Source organism: Burkholderia sp. IT-111MI5, from assembly GCF_949752865.1.
Classification (GTDB): Bacteria; Pseudomonadota; Gammaproteobacteria; order Burkholderiales; family Burkholderiaceae; genus Burkholderia; species Burkholderia pyrrocinia_C.
In genome coordinates this window covers 1-22,713 of record NZ_CATKIF010000019.1, presented here as the reverse complement: position 1 = coordinate 22,713, position 22,713 = coordinate 1, and the positions used below count along the sequence as shown (strand labels likewise).

The 22,713-nt window shown below is 62.9% G+C and carries 18 protein-coding genes and 1 pseudogene; 16 read left to right on the top strand and 3 right to left on the bottom strand.

Going from position 1 to position 22,713, the window contains the following annotated elements:
* Window positions 1-265: 265 nt before the first annotated feature.
* From ACM6JT_RS17755 to ACM6JT_RS17700, 12 genes are all read left to right on the top strand, one after another.
* Complete coding sequence (locus ACM6JT_RS17755) at window positions 266-1,528, top strand: MFS transporter (RefSeq protein ID WP_034184338.1); 1,263 nt, start codon at window positions 266-268, stop codon at window positions 1,526-1,528.
* A 139-nt stretch (window positions 1,529-1,667) separates the two neighbouring features.
* A complete protein-coding gene (locus ACM6JT_RS17750) occupies window positions 1,668-3,347 on the top strand; it encodes a flavin-containing monooxygenase (RefSeq protein WP_243566906.1) in 1,680 nt (559 codons plus the stop codon).
* 82 nt (window positions 3,348-3,429) lie between these two features.
* The gene (locus ACM6JT_RS17745; protein WP_034184336.1) at window positions 3,430-4,134 is read left to right on the top strand and encodes a CoA transferase subunit A; all 705 of its coding nucleotides are present in this window, start codon (window positions 3,430-3,432) and stop codon (window positions 4,132-4,134) included.
* 1 nt (window position 4,135) lies between these two features.
* On the top strand, window positions 4,136-4,777 hold the full coding sequence (locus ACM6JT_RS17740) for a CoA transferase subunit B (protein ID WP_034184335.1): 642 nt from the start codon (window positions 4,136-4,138) through the stop codon (window positions 4,775-4,777).
* A 151-nt stretch (window positions 4,778-4,928) separates the two neighbouring features.
* On the top strand, window positions 4,929-6,326 hold the full coding sequence (locus ACM6JT_RS17735) for a KamA family radical SAM protein (protein WP_243566905.1): 1,398 nt from the start codon (window positions 4,929-4,931) through the stop codon (window positions 6,324-6,326).
* Window positions 6,323-7,231 (top strand): N-acyl homoserine lactonase family protein, encoded by a 909-nt coding sequence (locus ACM6JT_RS17730; RefSeq protein ID WP_414856940.1) that lies wholly within the window; start codon window positions 6,323-6,325, stop codon window positions 7,229-7,231. The genes ACM6JT_RS17735 and ACM6JT_RS17730 overlap by 4 nt, the downstream gene beginning before the upstream one ends.
* Entirely contained in the window at window positions 7,228-9,165 is a 1,938-nt protein-coding gene (locus ACM6JT_RS17725) for an FAD/NAD(P)-binding protein (RefSeq protein WP_414856939.1), read from the top strand. Before ACM6JT_RS17730 ends, ACM6JT_RS17725 begins: the two co-directional genes overlap by 4 nt.
* 2 nt (window positions 9,166-9,167) lie before the next feature.
* Window positions 9,168-9,824, top strand: coding sequence for a maleylacetoacetate isomerase (gene maiA, locus ACM6JT_RS17720; RefSeq protein WP_051983840.1), 657 nt, complete (start codon window positions 9,168-9,170; stop codon window positions 9,822-9,824).
* A gap of 2 nt (window positions 9,825-9,826) precedes the next feature.
* Window positions 9,827-10,345 (top strand): cupin domain-containing protein, encoded by a 519-nt coding sequence (locus tag ACM6JT_RS17715; RefSeq protein ID WP_051983839.1) that lies wholly within the window; start codon window positions 9,827-9,829, stop codon window positions 10,343-10,345.
* Window positions 10,314-11,228 (top strand): acetoacetate decarboxylase family protein, encoded by a 915-nt coding sequence (locus ACM6JT_RS17710; protein WP_081938608.1) that lies wholly within the window; start codon window positions 10,314-10,316, stop codon window positions 11,226-11,228. The genes ACM6JT_RS17715 and ACM6JT_RS17710 overlap by 32 nt, the downstream gene beginning before the upstream one ends.
* 136 nt (window positions 11,229-11,364) lie before the next feature.
* Window positions 11,365-11,802, top strand: coding sequence for an acyl-CoA thioesterase (locus tag ACM6JT_RS17705; RefSeq protein WP_034184329.1), 438 nt, complete (start codon window positions 11,365-11,367; stop codon window positions 11,800-11,802).
* Window positions 11,803-12,202: 400 nt separating this feature from the next.
* Window positions 12,203-13,522, top strand: coding sequence for an MFS transporter (locus ACM6JT_RS17700; protein WP_034184328.1), 1,320 nt, complete (start codon window positions 12,203-12,205; stop codon window positions 13,520-13,522).
* Window positions 13,523-13,721: 199 nt separating this feature from the next.
* Here the strand turns inward: ACM6JT_RS17700 and ACM6JT_RS17695 are convergent, their stop codons facing one another.
* Window positions 13,722-14,645, bottom strand: a complete 924-nt coding sequence (locus tag ACM6JT_RS17695; protein ID WP_034184327.1) for a LysR family transcriptional regulator — start codon at window positions 14,643-14,645, stop codon at window positions 13,722-13,724.
* Window positions 14,646-14,976: 331 nt separating this feature from the next.
* Window positions 14,977-16,056 carry a PHB depolymerase family esterase gene (locus tag ACM6JT_RS17690; RefSeq protein ID WP_414856938.1) on the bottom strand — a complete coding sequence of 360 codons (1,080 nt, stop codon included), beginning with the start codon at window positions 16,054-16,056 and terminating at the stop codon, window positions 14,977-14,979.
* Between ACM6JT_RS17690 and ACM6JT_RS17685 the strand changes: the two genes are divergently transcribed.
* On the top strand, window positions 16,037-16,633 hold the full coding sequence (locus ACM6JT_RS17685) for a Tn3 family transposase (RefSeq protein ID WP_414856937.1): 597 nt from the start codon (window positions 16,037-16,039) through the stop codon (window positions 16,631-16,633). The two genes, ACM6JT_RS17690 and ACM6JT_RS17685, sit on opposite strands and share 20 nt — an antisense overlap.
* A gap of 512 nt (window positions 16,634-17,145) precedes the next feature.
* Here ACM6JT_RS17685 and ACM6JT_RS17680 read toward each other — a convergent pair.
* Window positions 17,146-17,424: pseudogene (locus tag ACM6JT_RS17680) on the bottom strand (Tn3 family transposase); the annotation flags it as partial.
* Between the two features lie 181 nt (window positions 17,425-17,605).
* Here ACM6JT_RS17680 and gcvA point away from each other — a divergent pair.
* The 3 genes from gcvA (at window position 17,606) to ACM6JT_RS17665 (ending at window position 22,548) form a co-directional block, all read left to right on the top strand.
* Window positions 17,606-18,511, top strand: a complete 906-nt coding sequence (gene gcvA / locus ACM6JT_RS17675; protein WP_105393585.1) for a transcriptional regulator GcvA — start codon at window positions 17,606-17,608, stop codon at window positions 18,509-18,511.
* 264 nt (window positions 18,512-18,775) lie between these two features.
* On the top strand, window positions 18,776-21,274 hold the full coding sequence (locus ACM6JT_RS17670; RefSeq protein WP_414856936.1) for a CoA transferase: 2,499 nt from the start codon (window positions 18,776-18,778) through the stop codon (window positions 21,272-21,274).
* A gap of 179 nt (window positions 21,275-21,453) precedes the next feature.
* On the top strand, window positions 21,454-22,548 hold the full coding sequence (locus ACM6JT_RS17665; RefSeq protein WP_414856935.1) for an ABC transporter ATP-binding protein: 1,095 nt from the start codon (window positions 21,454-21,456) through the stop codon (window positions 22,546-22,548).
* Window positions 22,549-22,713: the final 165 nt, after the last annotated feature.

Here is a 22,713-nt window from a genome sequence, read left to right as displayed (position 1 = left end):
CCCCGCATCGCCGGCCGTCCCTATTGCGACAGAGTCCCGGAAAGTCTTCGTCGATCTGTCCATCTATTACGTCGTCCTATTGAATTCCCGTCCGTGCACCAACGCCCGGCCGGGCCGCAAACCCGCCTCTACCAGCCATTCCTTACATTTCCGAAAGGAAGTCGTCGGTTATCAGTAACTACGATAATTTCTATTGCAGATACGTCTCTACTCGCAAATCCGGCCTTCGACTACTGTAGCTGTCACGTTACTACCGAGGCCATACATGTCCAAACTCAATATCAAACTACTGGGTCCATGCCTGCTCGCCATTGCGATCGACGCGATGGGGTTCGGGCTCGTGTACCCGATCATGGCGGCGATCTTCTCGGATCCCCAATCCGGCATCATCGGGGCCGATACGAGTCCGCAACTCCGCAATTTCTACCTGGGGCTCGGGTACGGTGTCTATCCGTTCTGCATGTTCTTCGGCTCCTCGCTGATGGGTGAGCTGTCCGATGGCTACGGCCGGCGGAAGATCATGCTGCTGTGCGTGTTCGGCCTGGCTCTCAGCTACTTCCTGATGGCGCTCGGCGCGCTGCTGCCGAGTATCGCGCTGTTGCTGGTCGGACGCGGCCTGAGCGGCCTGATGGCCGGTTGCCAAGGGATCGCGCAGGCCGCGATCACGGACATGAGCACGCCGGAAACCAAGGCGTACAACATGAGCATCATGTCGATCGCGTTCAGCGCGGGCGTCATCGTCGGCCCCGTGCTCGGCGGCGTCACGTCGGACCGCACGATCGCACCGTTCTTCAACTACGGCACGCCGTTCCTGCTGGTCGCCGCGCTGTCGGTCGTCTGCGGGCTCTGGACGTTCTGGTCATATCGCAACGCGGTCGCGCCGACCGGCAACACGCGTGTGGACCTGCTGATGCCGCTGCGGATCATCTACCAGGCCGGCACGCACCGCCGCATCGCGTTCCTGTCGATCGTGTTCTTCCTGATGCAGGTCGGCTACGGGCTGTATCTGCAGACGATCATGCTGGTGCTGCAGACGAAATTCCAGTACACGAGCTCGCAGCTCGGCCTGTTCAGCGGCCTGATCGGCCTGTCCTTCGTGTTCGGGCTGATGGTGATCGTGCGGCTGATGCTGAAAATCTGGAGCGTGGTCGACATCGCGAAGACGGGCCTGCTGATCGCGGGCATCGGGCAAGTGCTGTCGGCGCTGTTTCCGCACGAAAACACGCTCTGGGTGCTCGGCATGGTGGTCGGCTGCTTCGACATGGTTGCATACACCACCATGTACACCGCGTATTCGGACGCGGTGGCCGAGGACCGTCAGGGCTGGGCGCTCGGCGTCGCCGGCTCCGTGATGGCGATCGCCTGGGTCGTGACGGGCTTCCTCACCAACCTGTTGCCCGTGCTCGGCGAGCTCGGCCTGCTGATGGTCGGCGGCCTGAGCTTCGTCCTCAGCTTCGTGATGATGCTGGCGTATGGCCGAAAGTGGTCCGCGCCGACCGTGTCCGTCGGTTCTCGCGCCTACGACTGATGTGTCTTCTCCCGGCGCGCGCATCGCTGCCGCGATGCCGCCCGGGCGCCAGCCGGATTCCAGGCCGGCGCATGCTCTCCCTGTATCGAAACGGAAGTACCCGATCAATCCAGCAACACGTTCATATTGAAGGACTGACATGGTGAATATCGCATCAAGAGACGAGGACGCCGCATTCGATATGGTCATCGTCGGCGCCGGCGTAGCCGGCCTGTACATGCTGCATCGGGCCAAGGAAGCCGGCCTGTCCGTACGGCTCGTCGACGCGGCGGACGGCATCGGCGGTACCTGGTTCTGGAATCGCTATCCCGGCGCACGCGTCGACATCGAGAGCTTCGAGTATTCGTACTCGTTCTCGCGCGAACTCGAACAGGAATGGCGCTGGACGGAACGCTATGCATCGCAACCCGAACTCCTGCGCTATTTCGATCACGTCGCGCACCGCTTCGGGCTCTATGAACACATCCGACTCGGCACGCGGATCGATGCCGTAACGTTCGACGAATCGCGCGCCCGCTGGACGCTCGTCACTCAAGCCGGCGAACGCCTGCATGCCCGCTACTGCGTGATGGCGACCGGCTGCCTGTCCGCGCCGAAGGTGCCGGACGTCCCCGGATACGGCAGCTTCGCCGGCGAAACCTACTTCACGTCGCGCTGGCCGACCGGCACGGTCGACCTTGCCGGCAAGCGCATCGGCGTGATCGGCACCGGCTCGTCGGCGATTCAGTTCATCCCGGTCGCCGCGCAATCGGCGGCGCACGTCACCGTGTTCCAGCGCACGCCGAACTACAGCATCCCGCTGCGCAACCGTCCAATGGATGCGGAATACGAGCAGCAAATGAAGGCGAACTACGCGGAACTGCGCCGCATGGAATGGCAATCGCCCGGCGGCTTCGTCTGTGTCGGCGGCGAACCGCGTCAACCGCTGCGGATTTCGGCGTTGTCCGTCACGCCGGAAGAACGCCTGCGCGAATACGAAGCGCGCTGGGCCGCGGGCGGGCTGTGCTTCTACACGTCGTACAACGATCTGCTGACGAACAAGGACGCGAACGACACGCTGACGGCGTTCGTCCGCGCGAAGATCCGGGAGAAGATCGACGATCCCGTGCTGGCCGACAAGCTCACGCCGAGCGGCCATCCGATCCTGACGAAGCGCCTGTGCGCCGACAGCGGCTATTTCGAAACCTTCAATCGCGACAACGTGTCGCTGATCGACCTGAAGGAAACGCCGATCGAGTCGATCACCCGCAACGGCATCGTCGCAGCCGGCCGCGAGATCGAACTCGACATGATCGTATTCGCAACCGGCTTCGATGCGGTGACGGGCGCGCTGCTGAACGTGGACATTCGCGGGCGTGACGGCGAATCGCTGCGCACCGCGTGGAAGAACGGCCCGCAGACGTATCTGGGGCTCATGAGCGCGGCGTTCCCCAACCTCTTCAACATCGCGGGTCCCGGCAGCACTGCCTCGCTGAGCAGCGCGGTGCCGTGCGACGAGCACCAGGTCGAACTCGTGATGAAGCTGATCGAGCGCGCCGCGCACCACGATGCGGCTACCGTCGAGCCGACTCGCGCGGCGCAGGAAGCGTGGACGGCACGCATCCAGGCAATCGCGGAGAAGACGCTGATCCATCAGAGCAACTCCTGGTACGTCGGCTCAAACGTGCCCGGCAAGCCGCGTGCCGTCCTGCTCGATCTCGAGGGATTCGATTCCTACATCGCCGTATGCGAAGGCATCATCGAACGCGATTACGAAGGATTCCTGTTCGACAGCGTAACTGAAGATCATTCCATTCCAGAAAGTGTGGCCGAAGTCTGACCCCGCGACATCCTCCCGCTGAATCGGTTTCCTACACCGGCGATTCGCGTCCGACGGGCGCGAATCTCAATAAGGATTACGTATGAGTAAACTTCATTCGAGCGCTGCTTCAGCGCTCCGGGACATCGTGCGCGACGGCCAGACCTTCGCGATCGGCGGCTTCGGCCTGTGCGGCATTCCCGAGGCGCTGATCGGCGCATTGCGCGATTCAGGCGTCAAGGGCATCACCTGCATCAGCAACAACGCGGGCGTCGACGGTTTCGGTCTCGGCCTGCTGCTGGAAACGCGCCAGATCAAGAAGATGATCTCGTCGTACGTCGGCGAGAACAAGGAGTTCGAGCGCCAGTACCTGGCCGGCGAACTCGAGCTCGAATTCACGCCGCAGGGCACGCTCGCCGAAAAGCTGCGCGCGGGCGGCGCGGGCATCCCCGCGTTCTTCACGAATACCGGCTACGGCACCGTGATCGCGGAAGGCAAGGAAACGCGCCAGTTCGGCGATCGTCACTATGTGCTCGAGCCGTCGCTGACGGCCGACGTCGCGCTCGTGAAGGCGTGGAAGGCCGACAAGTCCGGCAACCTGATCTATCGCCGCACTGCACGCAACTTCAACCCGATGTGCGCGATGGCCGGCAAGATCACCGTGGTGGAGGTCGAGGAGATCGTCGAGAACGGCACACTCGATCCGGACCAGGTTCATACGCCTGGGATTTTCGTGCAGCGCATCGTGCTGAACGCGACGCCGGAAAAACGCATCGAACAACGCGTCGTACGCGCGAAAGGAGACTGACATGGCCTGGAATCGTGACCAGATGGCCGCGCGCGCGGCGCAGGAACTGCAGGACGGCTTCTACGTGAACCTCGGCATCGGCCTGCCGACGCTCGTCGCGAACCACGTGCCGGAAGGCGTCGAGGTGTGGCTGCAGTCGGAGAACGGGCTGCTCGGCATCGGCCCGTCGCCGACCGAAGATGAAGTCGATGCCGATCTCATCAATGCCGGCAAGCAGACCGTCACGACGCTGCCGGGTTCGTCGATCTTCTCGTCGGCCGACGCGTTCGCGATGATCCGCGGCGGCCACATCAACCTCGCGATCCTCGGTGCGATGCAGGTCAGCAAGCAGGGCGACCTCGCGAACTGGATGATCCCGGGCAAGATGATCAAGGGGATGGGCGGCGCGATGGACCTCGTCGCGGGCGTGAAACGCGTCGTCGTGCTGATGGAGCACGTCGCGAAGGGCGATCAGCACAAGATTCTCGACGAGTGCAACCTGCCGCTGACCGGTGTCGGCGTGGTCGACCTGATCATCACCGATCTCGGTGTGATCGAAGTGACGCCGGCCGGCCTCAGGGTCGTCGAGCTCGCCGACGGTGTGAGCGTCGGCGAGATCAAGGCGAAGACCAGCGCGCCGCTCGATGTAAGCGCCGTGTCCTGAGCGCCGGCGGCGAACGGCAATGCAACACGCCGTTCCATCGATTTCGATTTGCTTTAGTTGTTTTGCTGTACTTAATGCATCACCTTTATCACCAGGAAGTTGATTCAGATGTCGTCACATTCATAAATCTAATCTGCTGGAGAGGGCCGTCATGAGTCAGGATCAGCTGTGGAAGTTCAAGCCGTATACGAGGCATACCGTTTCCCAATCACCGCAATGGCAGCTGTTGCCGGGCGAGCTTCAGGAAGCCGTCGACGTCGTTTCGCGCGTGTTGCCGTTTAGAGTCAATCCCTATGTGCTGAACGAGCTGATCGACTGGGACAAGGTTCCCGACGACCCGATCTACCGGCTCACGTTCCCGCATCGCGACATGCTGAAGGACGACGAGTATGTGGCGATCCGCGATCTCATCCACGAAGGTGCCGACGAAGCGCGCATCGAAGCCGTCGTTCGCCGGATCCGCCTGCGGATGAACCCGCACCCCGCCGGGCAGCTGACCCACAACGTGCCCTATCTCGACGGCGTGCCGCTAAGCGGCCTGCAGCACAAGTATCGCGAGACGGTGCTGTTCTTTCCGAGTGCGGGGCAATCCTGCCATGCGTATTGCACGTTCTGCTTCCGTTGGCCGCAGTTCGTCGGCATGGACGAGCTCAAGTTCGACGCTCGTTCGTCGCAGGAGCTCACCGCCTATCTGCGGCGTCATCCGGAAGTTACCGACATTCTCGTGACGGGCGGCGATCCGCTCGTGATGAGCGCCCGCGCGCTCGGCGAATACCTCGAGCCGCTGCTCGCACCGGAGTTCGACCATCTGCAGAACATCCGGATCGGCACGAAGTCGGTCGCCTATTGGCCGCAGCGCTTCGTGAGCGACAAGGACTCGGACGACCTGCTGCGCGTGTTCGAAAGGGTGGTGGCGTCCGGGCGCAATCTCGCGATCATGGGCCATTACAACCATCCGCGCGAACTGCAGCATCCGATCGCGCAGCGGGCCATGCGGCGCATCATCGGCACCGGCGCGAGCGTACGCATCCAGGCGCCGCTGATCCGGCACATCAACGAGGACCCGGCCGCCTGGGCCGAGCTGTGGACGACGGGCGTGCGGCTCGGAGCGATCCCGTACTACATGTTCGTCGAACGCGACACCGGGCCGAGCGACTATTTCAAGCTGCCGCTCGCGCGCGCATACGAGATTTTCCAGGCCGCCTACCGCTCGATATCGGGCCTCGCCCGCACCGTGCGCGGCCCATCGATGAGCGCGTTCCCGGGCAAGGTGATGGTGGACGGCATCGTCGAGCTGGCCGGCGAGAAGGTGTTCGCGCTGCAACTGCTGCAGGCCCGCAACCCCGAATGGGTGCGCCGGCCGTTCTATGCGAAGTTCGATCCGAAAGCGACCTGGTTCGACGAGCTCGTCCCCGCATTCGGCGAAAAAACCTTCTTCTTCCAGGACGAACTGGCAGCGATGGAGCATGGCGCCGGCGGATCGGGCCGGACCATCGCCGTGGCCCATCGCGACGCCGTGCGCCCCGATTTGCTGGAGGCAGTGGAATGAGCGGCCTTCTCGATCAGGAAAGCGCGGAGTACGAAGTCTTTGCGCTGCGTTACGCGACGCACGACGATCGGCGCAGCGGCGAGAACTATCTCGGCGACGATCCGCACGACGACATCTCCATGCCGCTCGACTTCTATGTGTGGGTGATTCGCGGCATGGGCCGCACGGTGCTGGTCGACACAGGGTTCGACGCGCCGACGGCCGCCCGGCGCAAGCGCCGCTATCTGCATTCGCCGGTGGCGCTGCTGGGCGAGCTCGGCATCGACGCGGCAGACGTGGACGACGTGATCATCACGCACATGCACTACGACCACGCGGGGAACATCCGCGCGTTTCCCGGGGCGACGCTGCATATCCAGGATGCGGAGATGGCGTACTGCACCGGGCGCTGCATGTGTCACGAAGCGATTCGCAAGCCGTTCGAGGCGCATGACGTGTGCGCGGCGATCGAACGGCTGCACGCGGGCCGCGTGCGATTCGCCGACGGCGATCACGAGGTGGCAGCCGGCATCCACACGCACCTGATCGGCGGCCACACGGCCGGCCTGCAGGTGGTGCGGGTGCGCACGGCGCGAGGCCATGTCGTGCTGGCCAGCGACGCCGCGCACTACTGGGACCACATCCGCTCGAAGCGCCCGTTCCCGATCGTCTTCAACGTCGCGCGCATGCTCGACGGGCATGCGGTGATCGAAGCGCTGGCGGACGGCCCCGACCACATCATTCCCGGCCACGATCCGGCGGTGCGCCAGCGCTTCCCGCGCTGGAACGGGCATCCGGACATCGTGGCGCTGCACGCGCCGCCCTTGAGCGACGCGCACCTCGCCGCCGGTGCGTCGCGCGCGGCGGCATCGAACCCGGCGACAGCATCGGCCGACGTTCAACTCGAAACGGGAGAAACGCAATGACGAACACGATCTCGATTGCGATCATTGGCTTGGGGCCGCGCGGCGTCACCGTGCTTGAGCGCCTCGTCGAGCACGCGCGCAATATTCCGGCCGGCGTCGCGCTGGACATCACGGTGTTCGACACCGGCGAATGCGGGCAGGGCGCTCATCCGTCGCGCCAGCCGGATCACTTGATGATCAACACCGTCGCGTCGCAAGTGACGATGTTCGCGCCGTCGAGCGAGCTGGGCCGGCACGGCGCGCCGTCGCTCGTCGAATGGGCGCACGACAGCGGATATCGCTACGTCGACGGCGCGTTCCGGAAGACGTCGGTCGATGCGGGCCGCCCACTCGACGATGCCGACCATCTGCCGCGCAGCCTGCTCGGCGAATACCTGTCCTGGGTTTATGCACGGATCGTCGCCGCGCTGCCGCGCAGCGTCGCGGTGACGCATCGCCGCGCCCGCGTGGTCGATCTCGTGCCGGCCAAGCGCGGCTACGAACTGCATGTCGACGACAGTGCGCCGGCCTTTGCGCACTATGTGTTCCTGACGACGGGCCACGGCACGCGCCGGCCCACCGAGAGCGACCAGCGCCTCGCGCAGTTCGCGGAGCGGCATCAGGCCAACAACGCGCAGCTCGCATACGTGCCGTCGCCATACCCGATCGAGACGCTGAACGATATCGCCCCCACCGCGACCGTCGCCATACAGGGGTTCGGCCTGACCGCACACGATGTCGTGTCCGCGCTGACGATCGGCCGTGGCGGACGCTACGTCGAACGCGACGGCGAACTCGAATACCAGAAGTCCGGGCTCGAACCGCAGATCCTGCTGTTCTCCCGCAACTGCCTGCCGTTCGCCGCGCGCGGGATCAACCAGAAGGGGCTGACGGGGCGCCATCGCCCGCGCTTTTTCACGCCGGACGCGGTGGCGGCATTGCGTGCGGCCGCGCTGGACACGACGGGCAACAGCCGGATCGATTTCCGCGTTGACGTGCTGCCGCTGATTATCAAGGAAATGGCTTACGCGTACCGGCTCGCGCTGCAAGGCGGCAACGTCGATGCCGACGGGTTCGAGCCGCGCCCGGATGAGCTGCACGCGATCGGCCAGATTCTGTGGCCGCTCGAGGGCAGGACGTTCGAATCCTTCGACGCGTTCCGCACGTTCTTTTTCGCGCTCATGCGCGACGACCTGCATCACGCGCTGCTCGGCAACCTGACGAGCCCGGTCAAGGCGGCGACCGATGTGCTGCGCGATACGCGCGAAGCGTTGCGCGCGGCCGTCGAATATGGCGGGCTGACGCCCGATTCGCATCGCTACTTCGTCGACGAATTCAACGCCATCACCAACCGCGTGTCGTTCGGCCCGCCGCTGCGGCGCAATCGCGAGCACCTCGCGCTGCATCGCGCCGGCTTGCTCGACATCGCCGGCGGCCCCGGCGCGCGGCTTGTCGCCGACGAGACGTGCGCGCATTTCCGCATCGAGGCGCAATACGGCGAGCGGGTGGAGCGCCGCTACGCGGACGTGCTCGTCGTCGCACGGCTCGATCCGTATTCGCCGGCCACCGACGGTTCGCCGCTCTCGACCGCACTGCTCGGCCGCGGCATCGTCCGCCCGTACCGGAACGGCGACTACCACCCGGGCGGACTCGACGTCGATACGGGTATGCATCCGCTCGGCCGCGACGGCGAAGCGCAGTCGCGCCTCTGGGCCATCGGCTTTCCCATCGAAGGCGCGCACTTCTACACGCATGCGCTGCCGCGTCCGGGCATCGCGTCGCGGCAGACGCGCGACGCCGAGCGCTGCGTGCTCGAACTGCTCGACATGATCGCGGCCGAACAGGCCACCGGCCCGGCCCGCATCGGCGTGTCGGGCGACGACACCACCGCGGCGCGCGATTCGCTCGCAGCCGCGCCCGAAGCCGCGTTGACAGCAGCGCTGGAGGGTAACTGAACATGCTGACCCTGCACGATTTCCACCGCTCGTCGGCATCGTTCCGCGTGCGTATCGCGCTCAATCTGAAGGGCGTCGCCTACACGACGGTCGTTCAGGATCTCGATGCGCGCGCCCACCGCGCCGATCCGTATCTGTCGATCAATCCGCAAGGCCTGCTGCCCGCGCTGCGGATCGGCGACCGCGTGCTGACCCAGTCGTCGGCGATCGTCGAGTATCTCGACGACGAATATCCGGACCCGCCGCTGCTGCCTGCCGGCACGCAGGAACGCGCGCGCGTGCGCGCGCTGTTCCAGACGGTCGCGGCGGACACCCACCCGATCACGGCCATGCGTGTCGCCCAGTACCTGAAAGAGGCGACCGGCTGCGACGACGGCGTGGTGCTCCGCTGGAAGCAGCACTGGATCACCACGAGCCTGGGCGCGCTCGAGACGATGCTCGCCGGCAGCGCCGAGACAGGCCGGTTCTGTCACGGCGATCGCCCGTCGCTCGCGGACCTCGCGCTGGTGCCGCAAATCGTCTCGGCCCGCAACGTCAACATCGATATCGCACCGTATCCGACCGTATCGCGCATTCATGACGCATGCATGCAGCTCGCGGCGTTCCGCGATGCCCATCCGGATACCTGTTCATCCCACCCTGCGTACAACAAGGAGTAACCATGCAGACGATCGAAGGCGACATTCTCTCGTTTTCGGAATATCTCGAACTGACGTCGAAACCCCCGGCCGACCCTGTGGTCTGGAAGTGGGAGTCGATCGAGTCAATGACGCGCAGCCGCCCGCACAACCCGCAGGGCACGCTTGCGCTGTCAGGCGGCAGAGTCGATGAGCACGGGACAGTCGCCCCCGATCTGTCACTCGTCATCCAGGTACTGAAGCCCGGCGAGATGACGGAGCGGCATCGCCATTCATTCTGGCATCTGTACATCGTTCATTCGGGCTCCGGAGAAATGGCGTTCGGCGAAGACCAGACGTGCGAGCGACTCGTGCCGGGCGACACGGTGTTCGTGCCCGCCTGGGGCTATCACGCCATCGGCAACCCGTCGGGCACCGAGCCGTTCGTGCTGTTCCGCCTGCAGAACCTTCCGCAGAACGCGAGTTCGGGCAATCTCATGCGCGAAATCCAGGGGGAGCTGCAAATCATCTATGCCGGCGCGGGTCTGGCATCCCATCGGTAAAACGACGCGCGGGCCGGCCGCACACGGCGGCCGGCCCGCGTACAGACGAAGGAGGTGTTCGTTGGCTTACACGTTCGAGAAGGGGCGCATCTATCGAATGCCCACTCACTTCGGACCGGCACCGGGCCCCCGGCAGGTGCCGAACGCGCTCGCAGTCGACCCGCACCGCAATCCGACGCGCATGACGGTATCCGCGTCGTTCCTCACCGACGCCGCCCGGCTGGAACGGCATCTTCCGGAACGTTTCACGCTCGCCGGCGAGCCCGTCGTGACCGTCGAGTTCCATTACCTGACCGGCATCGACTGGCTCGCCGGACGCGGCTACACGATGGTTCACGTGAGCTGGCCCGCGATCTTTGCGGGGACGCGCGACCGCGCCGCCGGAAAGTTTCTCGCGGCGGTATGGGAAAACCTTGCGGATCCGATCATCACCGGCCGCGACGAGATCGGTCATCCGAAGCTCTATGCCGACGTCGCGGCGCCGCGGCAGTTCAACGGCGAACAGCATTGCGAAGCGAGCTGGATGGGCTTTCGCTTTCTCGAACTCGGCGTGACGGGATTGCGGGAGCCGGTCGCCGACACGCCGCCGGCCCGGTCCGACGGCACCTTGATGCTGAAGTACACGCCGCGCACCGGCGACTGGGGCGAGACCGAGCTGTGCCAGGTCACGCTGACGCCGGTTCACGACCCGTACGTCACGATCGACAGGCGGCACGTCGGAGATGCGCGCGTGCGCTTCAACGTCGCGAGCTGGTCGGACCTGCCGACGATGGCGCACGTCGTCAATGCCCTCGCCGAGTTGCCGATCGTCGAGATGCGCGGCGGCTCGATCGTGCACGCGCATGGCGGGAAACCCTACCTCGACCAGTGCGTGCTGTCGTAACGCGCATGCCCCGGCCCGTCCGGCATCGCGCCGCAAGCTTTCGCGCGATGCGCGGATGCCATCGGGCATTCAACGTTTGCTTGACCCGACCCGCCGGGCAGTCCGGCGGGCACAACCTCAACCCACAGGTGCCAAGATGACCCGAGCCTTCACACAGAAATTCGACGTCACGTATCGCGACCAGGATCCCGCCGGCCACGTCAGCGCGACGATGTATTACGTGTACATGCTGAATGCATACATGGCTTACGCGCATGAACTGCTGGAGGTGCCGCTCGATCAGGGCATTCCGCAGATCATGCTGAAGACGTCGTGCGAATACGTCCGTTCCGCGAAATGGGGGGAATCGCTCGAATTGAGCGCGCGAATCACGCGTCTCGGCACGAAGAGCTTCGACCTCGAATACCTGATCACGCTCGCGAACGACGCCGACACCGTGATCGCGCGAGGCGCGTCGACGCACGTCGCTTACGACTACGTGACGGAATCGACGGTGCCGCTTTCGGACACGTTCCGCGCGCGCGTCAGGCAATACCAGGAGGAGGAGGCGCCCGAATTGTCCGAAGTCGCCTGACAAACCGCGCCCCCACTGCGCCCGGTCCGATGCCGGGCGCAGCGCCACGGTCGGCCGGGGAGAGCGGATTGCCGCTATCGAAAACCGGATGCACGGCGCGCGAGCGGTGTTGACTCGTGCGAAGGCGTCCGGCTCACGACAGGTTGTACCGAAAAGGCTACGTTAGCGTGAAACCGGCCAGAACGGCACACGCGAGCGAGAAGATCAACGTTCAATACAGGGTGAACGTCGAAAGGTTGCACAGTAATCGAGTGTGATGACAAGCCTGGCAGGACCGGGGTTCGCCAAACCTGAATGCCTGCGCCAGGAGAACAACGGGCGATATGGAGCGCTGCAACCCGTCCTGCCTGTCGACACACATGAAAACTGCTGCAAACGGGATGCGTTCATATGGACTGGCATGTCCACTGTCGTCTCGCTCCAGAATGGCGATCGCACGTCGGCGCTGTATCGCCGGCTCGACCGCCGCCTGCTTTCCTTTCTGCTCATCTGTTATTTGTTTGCATGCCTTGACCGGCTCAATGTTGGTTTCGCCCGGCTGCACATGCAGTCCGACATCGGCTTGACCGATGCGCAATACGGGCTGGCCGCCGGCATATTCTTCATCGGATACGCGCTCTTCGAGGTGCCGTCCAACCTGCTGCTGCCGAAAACCGGCGCGCGCAAGGCCATCAGCAGGATCCTGGTGCTGTGGGGCCTGACGTCCGCAGCCATGGTCGCGACGCGCGATGCGACGACGTTCTATGTGCTGCGCTTTCTCCTGGGCGTCTTCGAGGCCGGATTCACGCCGGGCATCCTCTTCTATCTGACCTGCTGGTATCCCGAATCCCGCCGTGCGAAAGCCATCGCCGCAGTGATGATCGGCGGCCCCCTTGCGGGCGTGCTCGGCGGCCCGCTGTCGATGTGGATCATGACGACCTTCGCAGGCTTGGGCGGCCTGTCCGGCTGGCAGTGGATGTACCTGATCGAAGGGTTGCCGTGCGTCGCGCTCGGCATCATGGCCCGCGTGCTGCTTGCCGATCGCCCCGAGACGGCATCGTGGCTGTCACCCGAGGAGCGGCAGGAACTCGTCGACATGGCCGCGAAGCCTCAACATGCGGAGCGGCACGGTTTCGCCGAAGTCGTGAAGGACCCGTACGTCTATTTGATGAGCGCCGCCTATTTCTGCGTCATTTGCGGCATCTACCTGATCAATTTCTGGCTGCCCGGCCTGCTGGCGGCCGGCGGCGTCACCGATCCGATGAAGATCGGCCTCTATTCGTCGATTCCGTTCGTTGCCGCGACCATCGGCATGGTCGTCGCCGGCCGTAGTTCCGATCGCCGCAACGAGCGGCGCTGGCACAGCGCGATTCCGGCGCTGGTCAGCGCGATTTCGCTCGCTGCTACTGCCGTGTCGAGCGACAGGCTCGATGTTTCGCTGATTTGCATCACGATTGCGACGACCGCGATGTGGATGGCCTACACGGTATTCTGGACCATTCCATCCGCCTATCTGAAAGGACCCGCCGCCGCGGGCGGCATCGCGCTGATCAATACGATCGGCGTGTTGGGCGGCTTTTTCAGCCCGGCGGCGATCGGCTGGCTGCGGACGTCGACCGGGAGTTTCCGCGCGTGCCTGCTGTTGATGGTGGCCATCATGGCCATCGGCGCCGCGCTGCTTGCGGCCACCCGACCCGCTCCCGTTTCCGGGCGCGGGAAAAGTGAAATATGCGAACGTTGATGCACGGATGAGGATGTGTTTTGTCGATCGTCACCGTCTCGGGCGCGCATCCGGCATCGGCTTCATCGGCTCTCGCTCCGTTCGATGCCGTCAGCTAACCTGACCGTCCTTGCTGCGGCATCCGCCCGGCGGAATCGCGGTCGGTGCCGCCGCCTGCCGGCCGCGCGCGATGCGCTGTCGATCGATCCGGCGCGGCGCGCTATATGTCGAGCGCGCCGTCCGCAGCCCGCGCCATCGCCTTCGGCAGATACTCCTCGATGATCTTCACGACGACCTGTGTCTTCGAAGGGACGGGCCGCGTGACCGGCAGCAGCGCATGCAGGTCGAATCCCGGTACCGTGTAATCCGGCAGCAGCCTGACGAGTCGGCCGGATTCCAGGGCGTCGATGCAGACGTGTTCCTGAAGGACGCCGATACCCGCGCCGTTCAGCAGTAGCTCGTAGACCGGGCGCCAGTGGCTGGTGCTGATGACGACGTTGATCGGCGTCGGCCGCACCGATTTCGACGGGCACATCAGGCGAAGCTGGCCGTCGTTGAAGAGCCCCGTGACGCGAATGAATGGGTGCCCGACGATGTCGGTCGGTTCCTCCGGCAGCCCGTGCTTTTCGATATAAAGCGGCGACGCGACCAGTACGCGTCGTACATAACCCAATCGACGCGCGACGAAATTGCCATCGCCGATCTGGCCGAGCCGCAATGAAATATCGACGCCCTCGGTGACGGGGTCGGTGATTTCGTCATTCAGGACGAGATCGATATAGAGCTGCGGATTATGTTCGCGGATTACCGTGAGTATTTCCGGCAGCACGACTTCGCCCAACCCATGTGGCGCGGCAATGCGAATGCGCCCACGCACGATCTTGTTGCCGAGCGTGACGACGGCCCGTGCCTCGTCGGCCGCATCGAGCACGATCTTGCTTCGCTGATAGAACAGAATGCCTTCATCGGTGCACGACACCGCACGCGTGTTCCGGAGCAGCAATTTGACGCCGAGAAACCGTTCGAGCCGATCGACGCGGTCGCTAACGGTAGGTTGGCCCAGGCCGAGATCTTTCGCGGCCCTCGACAAATTGCCACGCTCGACAACCCGCACGAATATTCGCATGGCCGCAAGCAAATCCATAGTCCCTCGATAATCGGAAGAATTTAGTTATTCTGGAAGACGAAAAAGCAGATTCGTCCGTTTTTTTTCCGGCCGGCGGTGAGCGATAGAGCCCATTTGGAATGTTGCGATCTCGTTACGTGGGGCGGATGCGTAACTATACCCAATCCTGTCAACTTTTTGACGAATAGGTAATTCAAAGTGCCGGAAGTGGTCGGTGTGGCGCGTCGTGTGCGGCAATCAAGAGGCTGAATAGCTGGGTCGGCACGTCACGACTAATGACTTTCGCAAATCGGCAGCATTTATTGAGTCCATCCTGCTGGGCGAACGTCGAAACAGGCGCGGTCACGTTTCATGCGGCGCCGCGACGCTGCCGTCTAAAAAAATCCCAAAGCTTCGCCGTCGCGTCAGGACCCTTGTCGGAATGAAACGCTTCGCGAGGGTCGCCACCGCTCCATGCGTGACCGAGGCCTCGAACGATACAGATCCTCACGACGAGCCGGCCGGCCTTCAGAAAGTCCACGTAGTCGACCGCATCGCGAGTATATGTGCGCTGTTCGCCGACGCGTAACGCGCCTTGGGCATCGACCAGCTGGTTGAGCCGTGCAAATTCGACGCCGAGCTGTGCGGCGTTGCGCTTCGCGACAACGGCATCGAGCTCACCGTGGACGATAATGGCAGGCATGCCCGGATAGCTGGAGACGTCGACCGACGCCTCGATCAGGCGCAGCGGATCTTCACGACTGCCATTACGCATGACGCGCATGGCGGTCATGGCGGAACTTGTGACACCGAACACCGGGCCCGAGTGTAGACCGACGGCGGCAAAGAGCGCGGGGTAGTGAATCCCTAGAACCGCGGCGAGGCCGGCTCCCGCCGAGATGCCCGCGAGATAGACGCGCTGATGGTTGAAGCCGTGTTCCCGGACGATCGCCGCGACGAGCGATGCGACGGCAGGCGCCTCGGAGTGCGTCAGGTTCTCGTGCCAATGCCAGCATCGGTGAGGGTGCGCGGTCTTCGCCTGCTCGGGAAGCAGCACTGCAAAACCGGCGCGATCGGCGAGCCGGCAAATGCGCGTGCCGGCGGCGAACGACTCCACAGTCTGCCGGCAACCATGCAGCATGACGACGAGGGGCAGCTCCGCCGGCACCGCCGCAGTAGCCGGCAGATACAACGCATACGTGAGATGGTTGACGAGCCGGCCGGCCAATGGCGGCGCGGAATGAAACGAGCGTATCCACCGACCGGCCGCTCGCATCGATGGAGGGCTGCCCGTACGCGGTTTGCCGACGCGCTTCGTGGCGACCGGACGAGCGGTCTTGACCGTCGGCGGTTTGCGCGCGACGTTTTTCCTCTTCTTCGGCCGAGCGACCGTCAGGCTGGAGAGCAGATCGAGACCGCTGAGCCAGACGTTGGTCTTTTTCCTGGGCATGGGCGATGGCAGTAAGAACTCGCTGTCGATGTCACGCGGCGGTGGCGGGTTTGCGTTCGACGCCGAACGACACCCTCATACTAACGCCGCGGCGCACACGGCGTGCACCAACTCGGGTGGTTCCGAAAGTATGGCTCGGCGAATGGTTTCGACGCGTGACGGCGACCCGGTGCATCGGGCCGCCGATCGACTCGGCACGTTGCTGCGCACGCTTTCCCTGTGCGATTACTTCAGCAACGTGGCGTTCCACCGGGAACTGCATACGCTGCTGAATCGCGGCGAGTCGGCCCACCAGCTTCAGCTCGCGATCTACACCGGCAGAGTGGCCCCCGAGCGCGGTCGACGTCGCGATGAAATGTTGACGAACCTTGTGATCGCCTGGAACACGCAGCGCATGCAGGCGACGGGCGACGGCTGGCGACGCAAAGGACGACGGGTCGACGACGAGTGGTTGCGCCGGATGGGGCCTGCGCATTTTGCGCACGTGAACTTCAGGGGCGCGTTGAGCTTTCCCATCGATCAATACGGCGATGTCCTGCTGGAAGCCGCGCCCTGGCAACGAGGTACGGGTTCATGAGGCGTGCAGGATAGAGAAGGGCGGCGTATCGGTACCGTTGGCGGACTCGCGTCCGTCCGATGAAGTCGACGAGCGTGATCAGCGCCAATACCGGTCTGCGACAGGATCGTGCAGCACCGCACCCCGATGAGGGGGAGCAGTGTGAAATCCGAAAAAATCTTGATATGAACAGGCAGTCGTGAGGCCTCCGCGTTGCTTGCGCGACGTTTTGGTGCAAGCAACGCAGCGGCCCATGAGGATCGGTTCTGGTCCTCTGCCGATCGCCCATGTCCGTGACTGAACGCACACGGTTTTACCTTCGCGAATGGACCGGGGGTGCCTTTGATGTCTATGCGCTTTTCCGGTTAGACGCCTTTAAGCCTGGCAAGGCTTTTCCTTGTGCCCCCAAATACTTATTCCAACAAAACAATGAGTTAGCGTCTACCATTCGCGAACGAAGCAGAAGGCGTCCCCGGACGCGGTGTATCGAAGATGAGTGGTCCCTCGACCGGCAGTGCCAGTTCCCCCCGTCGTTAGGCGCTCCGACTGGTTGACGAAATGGGGTTGTCGGCCGCGATGCTCGGCAAGATCCGCTTTGCGTAGAGCGCCACGGGAAAGTTGAAGGTGCCGCGCAAGTTGATGCCCTCGATATGAGTGGGAGCGATTCGCCTGAGGTGCTCGGTTGCGATCGGCTGTCCCCGGCTCGCTTCGATGTTCTCCAGGGCTCGTTGCATGTGGGTGGCGTTCTACGCCATCAAGATGATCGAGAGCGGGCTCAATGCTGATGACACTGCGGCGACCGATTCTTGGCGCCCGGAATGCGATCGATGTGGATTGCCGACCCCTCAAATGATGTCGCGCTTGCGACTAGACTAGCTTGTCGTCGCCTCTCGACATCCGCAGCGGCGCCCAGCGACTGATTCTGATCGCATCGGTGCAATAGAATGCCGGTATTCTCGTTTGCCCACCCGATCTGTTGCAACGATTCGCACGATGAAACGACTTCCACCGCTCAATTGGCTACGTGCATTCGAATCGTCAGCCCGGCACCTGAGTTTCACGCACGCGGCGACCGAGTTGAATCTGACCCAGGCCGCGATCAGCCAGCAGGTGAAAGGACTTGAAGCTCAGCTCGGTACGGCGTTATTCAAGCGCCTGCCGCGAGGCATCGAGTTGACCGAGGCCGGACTCGCCTACCTGCCAGTCGTGCATGAAGCGATAGAGCGGCTTGCTGCCGCCACCGACGAGATTTTCGGGCAAGGGCATCTGAAGGTGCTGACGGTGCGAGTGAGTCTGGTGTTTTTCACGCATTGGCTCGCATGGCGCATACCGGACTTTCGCAAGCGGTATCCGAACGTCAATCTACGCATTACGAGCAATATCTGGGGAGGCGATAGCAGCGTCACCGATGTCGAAGCCGATCTGGAGATCCGCTACGGGCACGGGAAATGGACGGGGCTGCGTGCTGAGCGACTGACCTGGGACACGCTGCTGCCGGTTTGTGCTCCCGGGTTGCTGTCTCCCAAAGCGCCGCTTTCGGTGCCGAAGGACCTCGCGCATTTCGAACTTCTCCATGTGCTCGGCTACGAGGAAGGTTGGGGATACTGGCTCAAAAAAGCGGGTGCATCGAAGGTCGATTCGTCGAAGGGAATGCAATTCGACACGCTGATTTCGGCCCTGAAGGCGGCTGAACTCGGTCAGGGCGTTGCGCTTGCAAGGTCATCCCTCGTCGAGCACATGCTGATCTCCGGCCAGTTGATCGCGCCACTGAAACCACGCCTTCCAACCAGTGAGGCTTTCTACCTCGTCTATTCCCCGCACAACATCGTCAATCCTCATGCGGCTGCGTTCGTCGAATGGCTCAGTGCACAGGTTCAGGGGGCACACGCGAGATTCTGATCTTGCACGTGGTATGCGAGTCCCGTTGCCAGGACGCGATCTCCGACCGGCCCATCATTTGCTCGATTCATAAAAAAAACGTACCCATCCTCGTTTTTTTTATTGCTTTACCCGCCACGGCTTCTCACCGAAAGTTGCTTCCATCCCGTTTGACCGTCATCCACCCGCGACTCGACGCGGACGGCCGGCGGTGACGGGGATTGTCCACAACATGATGATCGACGGTCGCGCGATGCGGCCAGTCTGGAGGCGACTCGGCGGATTATGGGAAAGAGCAATCATTTGCCGTTCAGCGGTGTGAAAGTCATCGATTTCGGCCAGTACATTGCGGGGCCAGCCGTCGCGATGATCCTCGCGGATCTTGGTGCGACCGTCATTCACGTCGATCCTCCAGCCGGGCCGCTTTGGGATAGCCCGGCCAATGCGGTGCTCAACCGCGGCAAGCATTGCCTGCAGATCGATCTGAAGACCGACAAAGGCCTGGAAGAAGCCAAAGATCTGATCCGCCGCGCGGATGTTGTCATCGAGAACTTCCGGCCGGGCGTGATGGCGCGGCTGGGTCTTGATTTCGCGAAGTTGCGTGAAGCACGCCCGGAGCTAATCACGCTCTCGATGCCCGGCTTTGCCAGCAACGACCAGTTACGTCGCGAATGGCGCGCGTTCGAGCCGATCATCGCTGCGGCTTCGGGCGTTTTTACGGACATGGGGCAGAACCGCGTGCTGATGGGCATCAACCCGAGTTTCTCGCCGTTGCCGCTCGCGTCTGCCTACGGCACCATGCTGGCCGTCTCGGCTGTTGCGCTTGCGTTGCAGGCACGGCAGCGCACCGGCATGGGAGATGAAATCGAGGTCCCGCTGGCGTCGGCTGTGATGGAGGGGCTCTCCTACAACTCGATCCATATCGAGAACTACCCCGAGCGATACAAGACCCTGCGCGAAAAGGAAATCGAGCGGCGGCGCTCCAACAATCTACCGATGGATCTGTCGTACGAAGCGCTGCAGGAATATCTGGATCCGTTCTACCGGACCTACGAGTGTGCCGACGGCCGCAAGTTTTATACGGTATGCCCGTCACATCGCTCGCACGCACGCCGCTGTCTGCAGGCGATGGGACTGTACGAGGAAATGCTGGAGGCCGGTTTGCCACGGGTCGACGATCCGTACCTGCCGATTCGCGAATGGGAAGGGAACGCGTCGCTAGGGGTTTATCCGTTACCTGAAGAGTGGGCGAAGCGCATTTCCGCGCGTATGAAGGAAGTTTTTCGTACGAAAACAGCAGCCGAGTGGGAAAAGATTTTCGGTGAAGGAGGTTTCCCTGGAGCGGCACACCGGACCACGCGGGAGTGGCTGCATGACGACCACGCGAATACTGCCGGCCTGGTCGTGAATGTCGACGATCTCGAATATGGTGTGATGAAACAGCCCGGGCCGGTCGCGTGGCTTGAAGACTGTGCCGAATCCATGCTCTCGCCGGCGTCCCGCCATCCGGTGACCTTCCGGGATGCGTTAGCCATTCTGGATGAGCAGGAGCGTACTGAGCTGCCTGCTCCGTCGGGGGCGCCAACACAGGGGTGGCTCGACGGAGTGCGTGTGCTCGACCTGACGAACGTAATTGCCGGACCCCATTCGGCGTCGTTTCTCGGCCGGTTTGGCGCCGATGTCATCAAACTCGACCCCGTCGTGCCGAATTATGATCCGTGGAATACCGTGGTCTTCGGGATGTCGTCGGCGCGTGGGAAGCGGAGCGTGCTCGTCGATCTGAACCATCCGGATGGACGCGAGGTGTTCGCTCGACTCGCCCGGTCTGTCGACGTGATCGTCATGAATGCCCCGGATCGTCAGCTTGAGCCGCTGGGGCTGGACGAGGCGAGCCTCCGTTCCATCAATCCCGGCGTGATCTTCTGCCAGCTCGACTGCTTCGGCGGTCCTCGACGCGGGCCGCGGACCGACTACCTTGGCTACGACGATCTGATCCAGGCGTGCACCGGAATCATGGTGCGATTCGGCGGCGGCATGGAGACGCCGGAGGAGCATGCGCATGTCGGAACGATCGACGTCATGTGCGGATTCGCGGCTGCGCTAGGTGTGGCTGCCGCGCTTTACCGCAAGGCGAAAACAGGCGAGGTCGGGCGCGCGAGAACCTCCTTGTCGGCACTCGGCAATCTGGTGCAGATTCCGTTCGCGTATGACTATGCGAATCGCCCACCATTCGACGAGCCGTCTGGTCGCGAAGTGAGCGGCTACGGCGCGATGTCTCGATTCTTTCGGGCCGCGGACGACTGGATCTACGTGGACACCAGTGAAAGTGAGTTGAACGAATTGGATCGAGTCGAAGGTCTGGCCGGAATTGCGGCAGCCAAGGATCCGGCTGCATTCCTCGCGTCCACGCTTGGTACCGCGTCCGCCGCGTCTTGGCAGACCAGGTTGCAGGCCGCCAATATCGCGGCGGCGGTGCCGGACAACATCGTCAATCTGCGTCGGCACAACAGCCGGCCTAGCGACGATCGTCCCGGCATCGACAACGGCAGCTACTCGTTCAGCGTCTATGCGAATCATCCCAGCGGTCGATGTGTCACGCAGCTCGATCCCTTCGCGATTCGTCCGCGCCAAGCCCGGATTCGCGCCTTGGCACCAGCTGAAAAATTCGGCGCATCGACGTATTCCGTCCTGCGCGAGTTCGGATACAGCGATGCCGAGATCGAGATACTGATTGCCCGACATGCGATCGGAGATAGCTGGTCCGAAGAGTATTTGCCCAACTAGTTGCGTGTCTTGTCGAGTCGCGCGACGAGTCGAGCATTCCCGCATGAAGCGCGGTGCAAAGCGAACGTCGCGGCGACGAGACAGTCGCGCCGGTGGTTCGCCGGATGAATCAACGCGACACACAGCCGACGTGCGCAAGGCTACGGCGGGATGTGAATATTCTTACATTGGAGACAGCCATGCACGATCCGACCCAGGCTCTTGTGAACTTTCGTCACGTCAAAAAAACTTACGACGGCGAGACGCTAGTCGTCAAGGATCTCAATCTTGAAATCCAAAAGGGCGAATTCCTGACTTTACTCGGCCCATCCGGCTCAGGAAAGACGACCTGTCTGATGATGCTCGCAGGATTCGAGTATCCAACCGATGGCGAGATCTGGCTCGATGGTCAATTGCTGAATCGGATCCCGCCGCATAAACGCAATATCGGGATGGTGTTCCAGAACTATGCGCTCTTTCCGCATCTTACGGTCGCGCAAAATCTGGAATACCCGCTCAAGGTTCGAAAAATGCCGCCCGCTGAACGAGAGGCAAGGGTCAAGCGAGCGCTCGACATGGTCGGCATGGATAAGCTGAGCAAACGGATGCCCAGCCAGCTGTCCGGCGGTCAGCAGCAGCGCGTTGCGCTGGCACGAGCACTCGTATTCAACCCTCGGCTCGTGCTGATGGACGAACCCCTCGGCGCGCTCGACAAACAATTGCGCGAACACATGCAGCTCGAGCTGAAGGCGCTTCACGAAGAGCTCGGGCTGACTTTCGTCTACGTCACGCATGACCAGAGTGAAGCACTCACGATGTCCGATCGTGTTGCCGTGTTCGACCAGGGCGTGATTCAGCAGCTCGATACCGTGGATCGCTTGTACGAATCGCCGACGAATCTCTTCGTCGCGAATTTCATCGGCGACAACAATCGGATGAGCGGCACGGTCGTTGCGAGGAACGGCGACCGCTGCCAGCTTCGGCTCGCAGACGGGACGACGGTGCGCGCACTGAATGTGGCGTCCGTTGACGTCGGCAACCAGGCGACGGCGGTTATCCGACCGGAACGGCTCTCTGTCGAATCGACGTTCGCGGCCAATGAGGGCAATGTCATCGAAACCGAAACGCTCGACGCAATTTATTTCGGCGACCACGTCCGACTGCGTTGCCGTGGCCCGGGGCAAGCCGAGTGTTTCGTCAAGGTTCCCCTCGAACACGATTGGCGGTCGCATGTTCGTCAGGGAAACAAGATTGCGCTGTCGTTTCGTGAGGACCACCTGAAGATCTTGAGCTGACTGACTAATTTTTATCACTCAGTAGGAGGAGACAATGAAATCGAATTCGAAAATGATTTGCGCCGCGTTGCTCGCGTCTTTGTCGGTGGCAGCTTTCGCCGATGGTCTCACGACCGTCAACTATGGTGGCGCGGCCGGTAATGCCCAAAAGGCAGCGTGGGTGGA

Excerpts from the sequence above, each read along its gene's own strand:
- ACM6JT_RS17755 (WP_034184338.1), top strand. The coding sequence starts at position 266 with ATGTCCAAACTCAATATCAAACTACTGGGTCCATGCCTGCTCGCCATT.
- ACM6JT_RS17750 (WP_243566906.1), top strand. The coding sequence starts at position 1,668 with ATGGTGAATATCGCATCAAGAGACGAGGACGCCGCATTCGATATGGTC.
- ACM6JT_RS17745 (WP_034184336.1), top strand. The coding sequence starts at position 3,430 with ATGAGTAAACTTCATTCGAGCGCTGCTTCAGCGCTCCGGGACATCGTG.
- ACM6JT_RS17740 (WP_034184335.1), top strand. The coding sequence starts at position 4,136 with ATGGCCTGGAATCGTGACCAGATGGCCGCGCGCGCGGCGCAGGAACTG.
- ACM6JT_RS17735 (WP_243566905.1), top strand. The coding sequence starts at position 4,929 with ATGAGTCAGGATCAGCTGTGGAAGTTCAAGCCGTATACGAGGCATACC.
- ACM6JT_RS17730 (WP_414856940.1), top strand. The coding sequence starts at position 6,323 with ATGAGCGGCCTTCTCGATCAGGAAAGCGCGGAGTACGAAGTCTTTGCG.
- ACM6JT_RS17725 (WP_414856939.1), top strand. The coding sequence starts at position 7,228 with ATGACGAACACGATCTCGATTGCGATCATTGGCTTGGGGCCGCGCGGC.
- maiA (WP_051983840.1), top strand. The coding sequence starts at position 9,168 with ATGCTGACCCTGCACGATTTCCACCGCTCGTCGGCATCGTTCCGCGTG.
- ACM6JT_RS17715 (WP_051983839.1), top strand. The coding sequence starts at position 9,827 with ATGCAGACGATCGAAGGCGACATTCTCTCGTTTTCGGAATATCTCGAA.
- ACM6JT_RS17710 (WP_081938608.1), top strand. The coding sequence starts at position 10,314 with ATGCCGGCGCGGGTCTGGCATCCCATCGGTAAAACGACGCGCGGGCCG.
- ACM6JT_RS17705 (WP_034184329.1), top strand. The coding sequence starts at position 11,365 with ATGACCCGAGCCTTCACACAGAAATTCGACGTCACGTATCGCGACCAG.
- ACM6JT_RS17700 (WP_034184328.1), top strand. The coding sequence starts at position 12,203 with ATGTCCACTGTCGTCTCGCTCCAGAATGGCGATCGCACGTCGGCGCTG.
- ACM6JT_RS17695 (WP_034184327.1), bottom strand. The coding sequence starts at position 14,645 with ATGGATTTGCTTGCGGCCATGCGAATATTCGTGCGGGTTGTCGAGCGT.
- ACM6JT_RS17690 (WP_414856938.1), bottom strand. The coding sequence starts at position 16,056 with ATGCCCAGGAAAAAGACCAACGTCTGGCTCAGCGGTCTCGATCTGCTC.
- gcvA (WP_105393585.1), top strand. The coding sequence starts at position 17,606 with ATGAAACGACTTCCACCGCTCAATTGGCTACGTGCATTCGAATCGTCA.
- ACM6JT_RS17670 (WP_414856936.1), top strand. The coding sequence starts at position 18,776 with ATGGGAAAGAGCAATCATTTGCCGTTCAGCGGTGTGAAAGTCATCGAT.
- ACM6JT_RS17665 (WP_414856935.1), top strand. The coding sequence starts at position 21,454 with ATGCACGATCCGACCCAGGCTCTTGTGAACTTTCGTCACGTCAAAAAA.